The organism is Eubacterium ramulus ATCC 29099, assembly GCF_000469345.1.
In the GTDB taxonomy this organism is placed as follows: domain Bacteria; phylum Bacillota; class Clostridia; order Lachnospirales; family Lachnospiraceae; genus Eubacterium_I; species Eubacterium_I ramulus.
Genome location: NZ_KI271072.1, coordinates 46,515 through 60,526, shown reverse-complemented (window position 1 = coordinate 60,526; position 14,012 = coordinate 46,515). Strand labels below are relative to the sequence as shown.

The 14,012-nt window shown below is 45.1% G+C and carries 11 protein-coding genes; all 11 read left to right on the top strand.

The genetic code is table 11. The annotated features are described in order from the left end of the window. Nucleotides 1–9: 9 nt before the first annotated feature. A complete protein-coding gene (locus HMPREF0373_RS00260; protein ID WP_021737513.1) occupies nt 10–1,077 on the top strand; it encodes an ABC transporter substrate-binding protein in 1,068 nt (355 codons plus the stop codon). Nucleotides 1,078–1,092: 15 nt separating this feature from the next. Next, nucleotides 1,093–1,875 carry an ABC transporter permease gene (locus HMPREF0373_RS00255; protein WP_021737512.1) on the top strand — a complete coding sequence of 261 codons (783 nt, stop codon included), beginning with the start codon at nt 1,093–1,095 and terminating at the stop codon, nt 1,873–1,875. A gap of 6 nt (nt 1,876–1,881) precedes the next feature. Next, nucleotides 1,882–2,652, top strand: coding sequence for an ABC transporter ATP-binding protein (locus tag HMPREF0373_RS00250; RefSeq protein WP_021737511.1), 771 nt, complete (start codon nt 1,882–1,884; stop codon nt 2,650–2,652). A gap of 157 nt (nt 2,653–2,809) precedes the next feature. Beyond that, complete coding sequence (locus HMPREF0373_RS00245) at nt 2,810–3,304, top strand: CinA family protein (protein WP_021737510.1); 495 nt, start codon at nt 2,810–2,812, stop codon at nt 3,302–3,304. Between the two features lie 255 nt (nt 3,305–3,559). Beyond that, nucleotides 3,560–7,447 (top strand): efflux RND transporter permease subunit, encoded by a 3,888-nt coding sequence (locus tag HMPREF0373_RS00240; RefSeq protein WP_044962467.1) that lies wholly within the window; start codon nt 3,560–3,562, stop codon nt 7,445–7,447. 75 nt (nt 7,448–7,522) lie between these two features. Then, nucleotides 7,523–8,002 carry a Cys-tRNA(Pro) deacylase gene (gene ybaK / locus HMPREF0373_RS00235; protein ID WP_172679893.1) on the top strand — a complete coding sequence of 160 codons (480 nt, stop codon included), beginning with the start codon at nt 7,523–7,525 and terminating at the stop codon, nt 8,000–8,002. Nucleotides 8,003–8,065: 63 nt separating this feature from the next. Next, nucleotides 8,066–8,656 carry an HdeD family acid-resistance protein gene (locus HMPREF0373_RS00230; protein ID WP_021737507.1) on the top strand — a complete coding sequence of 197 codons (591 nt, stop codon included), beginning with the start codon at nt 8,066–8,068 and terminating at the stop codon, nt 8,654–8,656. Between the two features lie 5 nt (nt 8,657–8,661). Then, on the top strand, nt 8,662–8,892 hold the full coding sequence (locus HMPREF0373_RS00225; RefSeq protein WP_022035761.1) for a hypothetical protein: 231 nt from the start codon (nt 8,662–8,664) through the stop codon (nt 8,890–8,892). Between the two features lie 47 nt (nt 8,893–8,939). Next, nucleotides 8,940–9,869 (top strand): AEC family transporter, encoded by a 930-nt coding sequence (locus HMPREF0373_RS00220; RefSeq protein ID WP_021737505.1) that lies wholly within the window; start codon nt 8,940–8,942, stop codon nt 9,867–9,869. Nucleotides 9,870–10,085: 216 nt separating this feature from the next. After that, nucleotides 10,086–11,693, top strand: a complete 1,608-nt coding sequence (locus HMPREF0373_RS00215; RefSeq protein ID WP_021737504.1) for a CTP synthase — start codon at nt 10,086–10,088, stop codon at nt 11,691–11,693. Nucleotides 11,694–12,006: 313 nt separating this feature from the next. Next, nucleotides 12,007–13,992 (top strand): ATP-dependent zinc metalloprotease FtsH, encoded by a 1,986-nt coding sequence (ftsH, locus tag HMPREF0373_RS00210; protein ID WP_021737503.1) that lies wholly within the window; start codon nt 12,007–12,009, stop codon nt 13,990–13,992. Nucleotides 13,993–14,012: the final 20 nt, after the last annotated feature.

The following is a 14,012-nucleotide window of genomic DNA, read 5'->3' as shown; positions in this document are numbered from 1 at the left end:
TGAAGAAAAATGAGAAGCAAAAAAATTACTGCAGCAGTTTTAGGTATCGTTCTTACATTAGGTCTGGTGGTCAGCGGTTGTGGAAACAGTGGCACATCATCTGATGGAAGTGCGAAAGCAGAGACAAAAAAAGACGGTTATCAAGTAGTCAACATTGGTTTTCCAAGTGCCGGCTATCAGTGGGCAGAAGGTGCACTGGCAGTGGCAGAGGAAAAAGGATATCTGGATGAATATCTGAATCCACTGGGTTACGATGCAGACCTGATTCCGTTTACAGGAGCAGCACCGGCGATTCATGAGGCGTTAGTATCCGGAGATCTGGATTACGCATATTATGCGGGGTTTGCAGGTATCATGGCAAAATCAAACGGCATTGATACGAAGCTGCTGACCGTGACAAACTTTGGTTCGGTATGGCAGCTGGCAGTCAGCACAGATTCCGGTATCACATCCTTGCAGGATTTAAAGGGAAAAACCATTTCCTATCAGCGTGGCGCAACGCCACAGATGTATATTTTAAAAGTGTTGCAGGAAGCAGGACTGACTGCCGATGACGTACAGCTTGTCAACAGCACGATCCCGGAAGGATTGTCCAGTCTTTCTACCGGAGCAGTAGATGCGGCAGTGGTTACATACGGACAGGCAGACAGCCTGGTGGAACAGGGAAAAGCAACCATTTTACATAAAGGTGTAGAGGCAGATCCGGATACGTTCTATGAGCCAAATGTCCTGACTGGAAGAAGTGATTATATCAGTGCAAATTCGGATGTGACGGTAGCAATCATCAAAGCAATGCTGAATGCATCCAATGATATCATATCCGATCCGGAGGCATTTTATGAGCTGTCTGCCGAGAAGAGTGGAAGAACCTTAGAGCAGGTGAAATCCGTAGCAGTATCTGATGTACAGCTTGGTTATTCCATCAGTCTGGATGATCGCTATGTATCTTCTTTGAAAAACATTGAACAGTTTGAACTTGACAATGGTATCATCACCAATCAGGTAGATTTTGATTCCTGGATTGATTCCTCCTATCTGGAAAAAGCAGTGCAGGAGTATCAGGAAAGCGCACAGTAAGGAGGCTACGTGAGCATGTACAAAGGAAATAACGTATTTATACAAAAACTGCTGATCTTCATCAACATGATCATATTGCCGGTTATCATTGTGCTGGCGTGGCATTTTGCCACATCCACCGGAGCAATGTCCACACTGATCCTGCCCAAGATCAGTACCGTCCTTGAAACTTTAAAAGAGCAGCTTGGAAACGGTACACTGTCAGGAGATATTGGAATCAGTTTGAGCCGTATTGCAAAAGGATATGCACTGGCAGTGGTGGTAGGTATCCTGCTTGGCGTGCTCATGGGAATGAATAAATTTGCAAACCGCTTTTTTATGCTGACATTTACTGCAATCCGTCAGATTCCGATGATCGCATGGGTTCCGATTCTGATCATCTGGTTTGGTATCGGTGAGGAATCCAAAGTAGCCGTTATCTTTCTGGCAGCATATTTTCCGGTTCTGGTCAACACCGTCAGTGGTATTGAGCGCACGGATCCAAAGCTCATCGAAGTTGGAAAAATGTATCATCTGAACTGCTGGCAGCAGTTTACAAAAATCTATCTGCCATCTGCACTTCCGTCCATTTTCGTCGGATTAAAACTGGGGCTGAGTGTATCCTGGATGGCAGTGGTCGGTGCAGAGATGATCGCAGCCACATCCGGTATCGGTTTTCGTATCAACGATGCACGAAGCCTGATGCAGTATCCGGTTGTATTTGCCGGAATCATTGCCATCGCAGTCGTTGGTGTGATCATGGATCTGGCCATTTCACTGATTGGAAAATTATGCACACCTTGGGAAAAAGGCAGGTAAGCACAAATGGGAAAGACATTATCAATTCAGAACGTAAAGAAAAGTTTTACTGTCGATGGACAGAAAGTGGATGTATTAAAAGATATTAACCTGGAGGTTCAGGAAGGTGAATTTATTGCCATTGTCGGTCACAGTGGTTGTGGAAAAAGTACCCTGTTAAAAATCATTGCCGGACTTGAAAAAAACGACACGGGTCTGGTAACTGTGGATGGAAAAGAAGTCAACGGACCAGGCATGGATCGTGGCATGATTTTTCAGGAACACCGCCTGTTTCCGTGGATGAGCATTGAGAAAAATGTACAGCTTGGATTAAAGGGATTGAGTAAGGAAGAAAAAACAAAACTTTCGGATCAATATCTGGAGCTTGTAAAATTGAGTGAATTTAAAAAAGCATATCCTAGTCAGCTTTCCGGTGGTATGTCACAGCGTGCAGCCATTGCCAGATCGTTGGTGAGTCAGCCGGAGGTTCTGCTGCTGGATGAACCATTCGGAGCGCTGGATGCATTGACCAAGATCGAGTTACAGGAAGAATTACTGAAAATCCGGGAACGGTTTCATAACACCATGCTCATGGTTACACACGATATTGAAGAGGCAGTATATCTGGCTGACCGTATTGTGGTTATGTCTGCAAGACCGGGACGCATTAAAGATGTCATCAAAGTAGAACTTGGAACATACCGTGACCGTGGTGGCAGTGACTTTGCCCACTACAAAAAGAAAATCTTTGATTATTTCTTCGAAGAGAAAACTGTGGTACCGGAGTATAACATTTAAATATAATGATGCCAGGGGCAAAAGCATGAAACCACGATGTGCTTGCACAGGAGTGGTTTCATGCTTTTGCTTCTTGCATATTCATAGGAAAAAAGATACGATGTAACTATGCTATTTTTTATAAATAAAGATTTTTTAAGGAAATGTGGAGAGAAAAATGGAGCAGGAAAGAAAACGAGCAGATGATATTGTAAAAAAACTGATAGACACACATACAACGATTTCCACCATGGAGAGTTGTACTTCCGGTCTGATCGCATCCATGATCACAGACACCGAAGGTGCATCTGCGATTTTTCCGGGAGGATACGTTACTTATCTGAATGAAACAAAGATTCTGAACGGTGTGGATGCAAACGTGATTGAAAAATATGGTGTGTATTCCAGGGAATGTGCGAATGCCATGGCAGAAACTGCACAGAAAAAACTGCACACAGACATTGCCATCGGTATCACCGGAACGACCGGGAATGTGGATCCGAACAATGCGGACAGTGTACAGGGACAGGTATATTTCTGTATCCGGATGGGGAAGGAGAATCATACATATGAACTGGAGACTGTTGTGTCAGAAATGAACCGTCATGAGATTAAGCAGATGTATGCAGATTATGTATTTGAAAAATTGGAATTGTTGTTGAAAAAAGAATGATTTTTGCGGCTTGCTATTTGGAACATGTTGGCTTTCTGGTGATCACATGGGCAATATAGAAACTGGCTTTTGTAAAAAAAGTATAAATTCCGGCAAAGCGGTTGAGCTGAAATTGAGTTTACGGTAAAATATTTTGTTAGAATGGATAACTGTTTCTGTGAGAATCTTTCATCAAAACAGGTAATCAGTGATGATTTTTTTGCAGAACGGTTTTGCATGAAAAACGGAAAGATAGAGCTGGAAAGAAGGAAAGAAATGTCAAAATTTAGTGTTAAGAAACCGTACACAGTGTTCGTTGCGGTGGTAATCTGTCTGATTCTGGGGGTAGTAAGTTTTACCAGGATGTCGACAGATCTGCTGCCGGAATTTTCTTTGCCGTATGTGGTAGTAGTAACGACTTATCCGGGAGCATCTCCGGACAAGGTGGAAAGTACTGTGACGGAACCTCTGGAATCCGGTCTTGGAACAGTCAATGGTGTGGAGAATGTCACCAGTACCTCTAATGAGAATTACTGTACGGTTATGCTGGAATTTGCAGAGGAGACGAACATGGATAGTGCCATGGTCAAACTGTCCAATGCACTGGATCTGATCACATTGCCGGATGGTGCCGGTAAACCGATGATCATGGAAGTATCCATGGACATGATGCCGGTGATTTATGCCAGCGTGGATTACGAAGGAAAAGATATCTACGAGCTTAGTGATTTTGTGGAAAATACGGTTGTGCCGACGATGGAACGTCAGAATGGTGTAGCAAGTGTCAATACCACAGGTGCGATTGAAAAAACAGTAGAAATCCGGTTGAACCAGGAAAAAATCGATGCAGTGAATGACCGGCTGGCGGGCTATGTGGATGAACAGCTGGCAGATGCAAAAGCGCAGATTGATGATGCAAAGAGTCAGTTGAACAGTGCAAAATCCCAGCTGGAGAGTTCACAAAAAGCGTTGCAGGATCAGCAGAGTTCTACTGCCAGTGAACTGGCGCAGACCAGCAAAGCGGTGGATGCAGCCGTAGCGACACAGTCTGCATATAATGCACAGTTAGCAGGGCTTCAGGCATCCAAACTGGCACTGGAAACAGAGAAAAAAGCGTATATAGATGCCGGGATTGAGGCACAGTATGAGCAGATCAACGAAAGCTTTGCGTCTGTTCGAAATATGGCATCCGGTTATGGCATGGATGCTTCTGCCTATCCGGCAGATATTTCGGATGCTTTGAAAAGTCCAAAGAAACTGGAAGCTCTGACTGCATTTATGAAACAGATCGGTCAGTCGGATGCAGCAGCATCACTGACCACGGATAACCTGAAACAACTGGATCAGATCGTGAATACCCGGCTGCCGCAGATTGATACAGAACTTGCCAATCTGGCTGTTGAGATCCAGGCGGCACAGGCGATTGCGGATCAGGTGAATGAACAGGTCAAAGCAGCTACAGATAATTACGAAGCACTGGAATCCGGCAAGATTTCCGCTGCGGTTGGTTTCAGTACCGGCGCGGCACAGATTGCGGATGGTCAGGCGGCCCTCAGCAACAGTGAAGAACAGCTGGCGGATGCTCAGTCTTCCTATGAGCAGGGAAGAGATACGGCACTGAAAAATGCAAATCTGGATACACTGCTGAGTCTGGATACCTTATCCCAACTGCTGGCAGCGCAGAATTTTGCAATGCCGGCAGGCTATATTTATCAGGGAGAGGATCAGTATCTGCTGAAAGTCGGTGATGAGTATGCTTCTGATGGAGAACTGGAATCCTCGGTATTATGCAATATCGATGGAATCGGAGATATCCGGGTGTCTGATGTGGCAGATGTGACCTGGATCGATAATTCCGGAGATGCTTATGCAAAAGTAAATGGACGGGATGGAATCGTTCTTTCTATTTCAAAATCCAGTACAGCGGGAACTGCGGATGTATCGGATACCTGTGGCGCAGCTATCCGTCAGCTGGAACAGGATCATGACGGACTGCATATTACAAGCCTGATGGATCAGGGCGATTATATCGATCTGATCGTGAATAATGTACTGTCTAATCTGATCATGGGTGCAGTGCTGGCAATTATTGTGCTTGCAATTTTTCTGCGTTCCGTCAAACCGACGATTGTGGTCGCTTTCAGCATTCCGCTGAGTGTTCTGGTGGCAATCGTACTGATGTACTTCAGTGGTGTGACACTGAATCTGATCTCATTGTCCGGACTGGCTCTTGGAATCGGTATGCTGGTGGATAACTCCATTGTTGTGATCGAAAATATTTACCGTCTGCGTGGATTGGGCGTATCATCTGCGAGAGCGGCGGTCATGGGAGCAAAACAGGTGGCTGGTGCCATTGCATCTTCTACATTGACGACCATCTGTGTATTTTTACCGATTATCTTTGTGAATGGTATGGTGCGGGAACTGTTTGTGGATCTGGCACTGACCATTGCATATAGCCTGGTGGCGAGTCTTCTGATTGCGCTGACTGTAGTTCCGGCGATGAGTTCTACCATGTTGCGTAATACGGAGCCGAAACCGCAAAAATTGCTGGATAAAGTGTTGAAGGTATATGAAACAGCGCTTCGTTTCTGTCTGCGGAAAAAATTTGTACCACTGCTGATCGCAGTTGGACTGTTGGCAGGCTGTGCATACAAGGCAGTAAATACCGGAATGATCCTGTTTCCGACGATGGGCGGTGATCAGATGTCCGTGACACTGGAAGCAGATGAAACATTAACCGATGAGGAGACCTTTGCACTGGCAGATCAGGCAATGGAGAAAATGACATCCATTGATGGTGTGACTTACGTCGGTATGATCTCCGGTTCCTCCAGTGCTTCCGGCAACGCATCTTCCATGATGATGAGCAGCGGCGGTACACATAATCTGAATGTGTTTGTATTATTGGATGAAGACACAGCCAGGGATAACGGCCCGGTGGCAAAACAGCTGGAAAAAATCTGCAAAGAGCTGAAGTTCAAGGATTACAGTGTTTCGACTTCGAATATGGACCTGTCTTCTTATATGGCAAGCGGTCTGACTGTGAATATCTATGGAAGCGATACAGACAAGTTGCTGGAGATCAGCAATGATGTCATGGACATGGTCTCTGATGTGAAAGGATTTACCAAAGTTTCCAATGGACAGGAGAGCGGTGATAAGACAATCCAGCTCACCATTGACAAGGAGAAAGCTATGGAACAGGGGCTGACAGTGGCGCAGATCTATCAGGAGCTGGCAGGCAGTCTCACGACAGAAAAGACAGCAACGACACTGACGATGGATGGTAAGCAGTATGATGTGAAAATTGTAAACGAGAATGATACTGTAGATGTGGATGCTCTGATGGATTACGAGTTTTCCGTAGACAAACAGAAAGCAGATGGTACGACAGAGACAGAGATCCATAAACTCAGTGAGTTTGCAACTATGCAGGAAGGTGTCGGTCTTGCTTCTATAAAAAGAGAAAATCAGAAAACATATATCAGTGTGACTGCGGAAACAGAAGACGGATATAATACCACTTTATTATCCCGCACGCTTCAGGATAAATTGGATGGTTATGAACTGCCGGATGGTTATACCCTTGAGATTGCCGGCGAAAGTACGGAAGTGATGAATGCCATGAGTGATATTTTCCTGATGATCGGTCTGGCCATTGCTTTTATCTATCTGATCATGGTGGCGCAGTTCCAGAGTCTGCTGTCTCCGTTTATCGTAATCTTTACGATTCCACTGGCTTTTACCGGCGGTCTGCTTGGACTGTTTATCGGAAGACAGGAGATCTCATTGACAGCCATGATGGGATTTTTGATGCTGGCGGGTGTTGTCGTAAACAATGGTATCGTATTTGTGGATTACGCTAATCAGCTGCGGCTTGCCGGTATGGAAAAACAGGAGGCACTAGTGGAGACCGGAAGAACCCGTATGCGCCCGATCCTGATGACCATGTTGACAACGGTACTGGCAATGTGTACCATGGTATTCAGTACAGATGCCGCAGCAGAGATGAGTCGCGGGATGGCGATTGTTGTGATCGGCGGTCTGCTGTATGCAACATTGATGACCTTGTTCGTAGTACCGGTACTTTATGATATTCTGTTCCGCAGGGAAGTGAAAACAGTAGAGATCGGTGACGAAGAATTACTGGATGAAAAATGATAAGCAAAATTGTTTAAAAAAATAAAACAAGATATCAGAATGCTTCTGTATCTTTTACAGAAAGAAGGAATTGGTTTGGGAAAAGAAGCAAAAACAAATGCTATGCGTATGTTGGATAAAAAGAAAATTGCATACGAAGCACTGACCTATGAAGTGGATACCTTTATTGATGGAATGCATTGCGCAGAGCTCACCGGTGCACCGGTGGATGCTTCTTACAAGACGCTGGTCATGCAGGGAAAAAGCAAACAATACTATGTGTTTGTAATTCCGATTGCGTGTGAGGTGGATCTGAAAAAGGCGGCGCGCTCCGTGGGTGAAAAATCTGTGGAAATGATCCATGTGAAAGATATCACAAAAATTACCGGATATGTCCGGGGCGGATGTTCACCGCTTGGTATGAAAAAAATGTTTCCGACGGTGATTGACGAGAGTGCGAAAAATTTTGCAGAAATCTATGTGAGCGGCGGTCGCATCGGTCTTACTTTAAAAATGAAACCACAGGATTTGGTTGCTGTGACAAATGCGCAGCTGGTTGATATTCAGGCAGAATAAATTGCCGGAAATAATCATTTGTTTAAAAAATCTGAGTGTACATTAGACTGGAAGGAGTACAAAATGTCTGATTTATTTCAAAAAATCAAAAAAGAGTCTATGATCACATCCATCATCTGTATTGTGTTTGGTGTGATGTTCTGCATCTGGCCGGGAACCATTCTGGTGACGTTGTGCCGCATTGCCGGTTTGGTGTTGCTGGCAGCAGGAATCGTTCTGTTGGTTCAGGGAATTCGGATTCGTGAAATGCTGGGCCGGTCCGTGCGTATGCTTCCGGCTGTCGTATGCGTGGTCATTGGTATCTGGATCCTTGCACGTCCGGGTGTATTCGTATCATTGATCCCGATTCTGATCGGTGTGATGCTGGCATATCACGGATTTAAAGATCTGGTGTTCTGTCTCGAAGTGAAGAAAGCAAGCAGCCCGCGTTGGTGGATCGGACTTCTGGTGGCAATCGCAACCATTATTATCGGTGTGATCCTGATGCTGCATACCTGGCTGGCATTGGAAATCGGTATGATGGCAGTCGGACTTATCCTGATCTATGATGGCATCAGCGGACTGTGGCTGAATGGCCGTGCCGGAAGAGCCTATAAAAGCTACCATAACCCGGAAGATGATATCATTGACGTAGATTATAAGGAAGAAGATTAGGCACTATGCGGAGAATGGAATTTAAAATGGAGCGGACAGGTCTGCTGGAAGTGGGAGATGTCCTTCCGGTAACCGAGAGCAAACTGCCAAATTCCTGGTATTATACACTGGGAAAAGCCTATGCCATGTCTGCCAACTACGAATTTCGTGAGCGGTTAAAAACACGGGAAGGTACTGTCGTGGAAGTCAAAGAGACACCCAAAGGCTACTACGTGATCGTGGAGTTTGACGAGTAGATACAGAGTAAAAAAATTGACACAAGATAAGTAAAAGAGGAATCATTATGTCTGTTGTGGCCACAAGTGTATTTTTGTTGTTCGCTTTGATCGTGCTGGGATTTATATTAGGAAAAAGAAATATCATTCATAAAGAAAGTATACCGGACTTGTCTGCATTGGTATTGCAGGTTACTATGCCGGTCACTGTTTTTTGCTCTATCATTGATCAGGAACGTTCACAGCTGGTATCTTATGGCGTACAGACATTTCTTTTTATTATTCTTTTGCATTTGTGTGCTTTGTTGGTGGGTCTGATTCTGATTCATGCGGTAAAGGTGCAGGATCTGGATCAGGGCGTCTGGATCTACAGTATGCTGTTTTCAAATAATGGATTTATGGGCATTCCGCTGGCATTGTCCGTATTTGGCGGCAAAGGCATGTTTTTGATGGCTCTTGGCAATGTGGTAGGAAATTTTCTGATCTTCTCTGTGGGAGTTAAACTTCTGACCTGGAAATATCCGATGAAAGAGAAGCTGAATATCCGGAAAATGATATGGAACAATATCAATATAGCTGTATTGCTTGGGCTGGTAGTTTGTATCCTGCAGATTCCTGTTCCGGATGTGTTGGGACAGCTGCTGGCGTATCTGTCCAATATTACCAGTGGATTATCCATGCTGGTGGTGGGGCTGTCTATCTCAAGGCTTCCGGTGAAAGCAGTTTTTCAGGATTGGAAAATGCTGTTTCTGACGCTGACCAGACTGCTGATATTTCCATTGCTTATGATAGGATTTCTGCGATTGCTTCCGACAAATCTGGACGAGACATTGAAAAATGTGCTGATCCTGACGGCAGCATTGCCGGTTTCTTCCGCGCAGTCCATGATTACGGAACAATATGGCACCAATACGGCAGCGGCGGGGCGATCGGTGTTTATGACAACGTTGTTTAGTGTGATCACGGTTCCTCTTATCATGATGATCGCATTTGCGTGAAACAATGCGGAAGAAAAAATATGTCTGTCGAAAGAAAAAAAAGTAGATTTCTTTTCACGGAGGTTGTATAATGAAATCTGTATGTAAATTTATCGCTGCTTGGAAATGTTATTCCCTAAAAAGGAAAAGAGAAAGATCGGGCTGCGAAAACACCATGATATCAGTAGAATAACCCCCCGCACTGGGGATAAAAAATAAACACAGGAGGAAGAAACAATGGCAGTAAAATATGTATTTGTTACCGGCGGAGTAGTATCCGGACTTGGAAAGGGAATCACTGCCGCATCACTTGGACGTCTGCTGAAAGCACGCGGCTACAAAGTGACCATGCAGAAATTTGACCCTTATATCAATATTGACCCGGGAACTATGAACCCGATTCAGCATGGGGAGGTCTTCGTAACAGAAGATGGTGCTGAGACAGATCTGGATCTGGGACACTATGAGCGTTTTATCGATGAAAACCTGAGCAAGAGCTCAAATGTGACAACCGGAAAGGTGTACTGGTCCGTATTACAGAAAGAGCGCCGCGGTGATTATGGCGGAGGAACTGTGCAGGTAATCCCGCACATCACAAATGAGATCAAGAGCCGTTTCTTCCGTGATTTTACAACAGAAGAGACACAGATCGCTATTATTGAAGTGGGTGGAACTGTTGGTGATATCGAAAGTCAGCCGTTCCTGGAGGCAATCCGTCAGTTCCAGCATGAAGTGGGACACGATAATGCAATCCTGATCCATGTTACACTGATTCCATATCTGTCTGCTTCCGGAGAATTGAAGACAAAACCTACCCAGGCAAGCGTAAAAGAACTTCAGGGAATGGGTATCCAGCCAGATATTATCGTATGCCGTACCGAGCATGAACTGGACCGCCAGATCCGTGACAAGATTGCATTGTTCTGTAATGTACCGAAGAAATGTGTGCTGCAGAACCTGGATGTAGAATACTTATATGAAGCACCGCTTGCAATGGAAAAAGAAAATCTTGCCCAGGTTGCATGTGAATGCCTGAAACTGGATTGTCCGGAACCGGATCTGACAGATTGGATCGATATGGTACAGGCACTGCGTAATCCGAATAAAGAAGTAGAAATCGCACTGGTTGGAAAATATATCCAGCTGCATGATGCATATATCTCTGTTGTAGAGGCTTTAAAACATGGTGGAATCTTCCAGCATGCTACTGTAAATATCAAATGGGTTGATTCTGAGGAACTGAACGAGGACAACGTAGCAGAAGTGCTTGGTGATGTACAGGGAATTCTTGTTCCGGGTGGATTCGGTGACCGTGGAATCGACGGAAAGATCACAGCTATTAAATATGCACGTGAAAATAATGTACCGTTCCTTGGCCTCTGCCTTGGTATGCAGCTTTCCATCGTTGAGTATGCACGTCATATCTGTGGTCTGGAAGATGCACACAGTATTGAGCTGGATCCGAACACAACAGCGCCGGTTATCGCTCTGATGCCGGATCAGAATGGTGTGGAGGATATCGGAGGTACCCTGCGTCTCGGTTCATATCCTTGTGTACTTGCCAAAGACAGCAAAGCCTATGAGTTATACGGCACAGAGACGATCCATGAGCGTCATCGTCACCGGTATGAGGTAAATAATGATTACCGTGCAATCCTGACAGAGAATGGCATGAAACTCAGCGGACTTTCTCCGGATGGAAGAATCATCGAGATGATCGAGATTCCGGCTCATCCGTGGTTTGTGGCTACCCAGGCACATCCGGAATTGAAATCCAGACCGAATCGTCCACATCCGTTATTCAAAGGATTTGTGGAGGCAGCCATCGAATACAAAAATAAATAATAAAACGAACAGGAAAAGAAGAAATCCTGTGATTAAAAATCAAAAGAACCCTCGGATGAAACAGAAATATCCGGGGGTTCTTTTATAAAGATTTTATAAAAATCAGGAAAAGTTCACGATTAGATTATTGATTTCTATACAAAATAACCATATAATAAAACAATGCAGATTGAGTTCGGAATGAAATGAGTTTCAGAATGGCTGGATCTGACATAGGGGAAACCAAGAGAAAGGATTGTGTGTCGTTACAGTCAGTGAAGGGGAAAACGAAGAATAGGTTGACTGTTGTGATACACAGGAATGAGAGTTTAGTATGGACGAAAACAGAGGAAACAACAGGGGCGGCAATAACAATAATGGACGCAGGAACGGACAGAATATGCTCTGGTTCGTGATCGCAACCGTTGTAGTGCTGTTACTTGTTACAATGATTACCAATGGAATAGGAAGTCTTACCAATCAGGAGATCACATACAGCGAATTCCAGAAGATGGTTAAGAATAATCAGGTGAAAAGTGTTGTCATCACAAATAGTGAGATTCAGATCCAGCCGGTAGAGGATAAAAAGAGCCTGTATCAGGTGACCTATTATACGGTTAATCTGAAAGATGACCGTATGTATGAAATGCTGGATCAGTACAATGTAGATTATACCGGAAAGAACCAGACTACATCCGCATGGATCTATCAGATTCTTAGCTTTGTAATCCCGATCGCCATCGTGTGGATCCTGCTTGGTGCTGCCATGAAACGGATGGGCGGCGGAGGCGGCGTCATGGGTGTCGGCAAGAGCAATGCCAAGATGTATGTGGAGAAATCTACCGGTGTTACCTTTAAGGATGTAGCCGGACAGGATGAGGCAAAAGAATCTTTGCAGGAAGTGGTAGATTTCCTGCATAATCCACAGAAATATACTGCCATCGGTGCGAAGCTTCCGAAAGGAGCCTTATTAGTAGGCCCTCCGGGAACAGGTAAGACGTTACTGGCAAAAGCGGTTGCAGGTGAGGCAGGAGTACCGTTTTTCTCACTGGCAGGTTCTGACTTTGTAGAAATGTTTGTCGGTGTGGGTGCATCCCGCGTGCGTGATCTGTTCAAAGAAGCACAGAAACAGGCACCGTGTATTATTTTTATTGATGAGATCGACGCCATCGGAAAAAGCCGTGACAGCCATTATGGCGGCGGAAACGACGAGCGTGAACAGACATTGAACCAGCTGCTGGCAGAGATGGATGGTTTTGACACATCCAAAGGACTTCTGATCCTGGCAGCAACCAACCGTCCGGAAGTTCTGGATAAAGCATTATTGAGACCGGGACGTTTTGACCGTCGTATTATCGTAGACAAACCGGATCTGAAAGGCCGTGTGGAGACTCTGCGTGTACATTCCAAAGATGTCAAGATGGATGATTCCGTTGATCTGGATGCAATCGCACTTGCAACCGCAGGCTGTGTGGGATCTGATCTTGCAAATATGATCAACGAGGCTGCTATCAATGCAGTTAAGAACGGCAGACAGTATGTGACACAGGCAGATCTGTTCGAATCCGTAGAGGTAGTCATCGCGGGTAAAGAGAAAAAAGACCGTATCATGGGACCGAAAGAGAAAAGACTGGTGGCGTACCATGAAGTTGGTCATGCACTGGTTACAGCATTACAGAAAGATGCAGAGCCGGTACAGAAAATCACAATCGTACCGCGTACCATGGGATCTCTGGGTTACACCCTGCAGATGCCGGAGGAAGAGAAATATCTGGAGACCAAAGCTGAGCTGGAAGCACGTCTGGTTACTTATATGGGAGGTCGTGCCGCAGAGGAGATCATGTGCGATTCTGTGACAACCGGTGCATCCAATGATATCGAGATGGCTACCAGAATTGCTCGTGCCATGGTTACCCAGTTTGGTATGTCAGAAGAATTTGGTCTGATGGGCGTAGAATCTGTGGAGAACAGATATCTGGACGGACGTGCAGTGACAAATTGTGGTGACGATACCATCGCCAAAGTCGATGAGGTTGTAAAAGTAATGTTGCAGAAAGCATACGATACAGCAAAAGAGATGTTGTTGACTCACCGTGATGTGCTGGAACGTATTGCAGGGTATCTGTATGAACATGAAACCATCACAGGTAAAGAGTTTATGGATATCTTCAATGAGATGGCAGAAGCGAAACAGCCAATCGATGTAGACGCGGAAGATGTTACCGTACAGACAGAGGAGCAGACTGCTGAGATGTCAGAGAATGAGACAGAACTTTCCGGAAATGAGCCGGTTGCACCGGAAGAAGCTTTTGAAGAATAAGAAAGCACGGAGCAATCCGT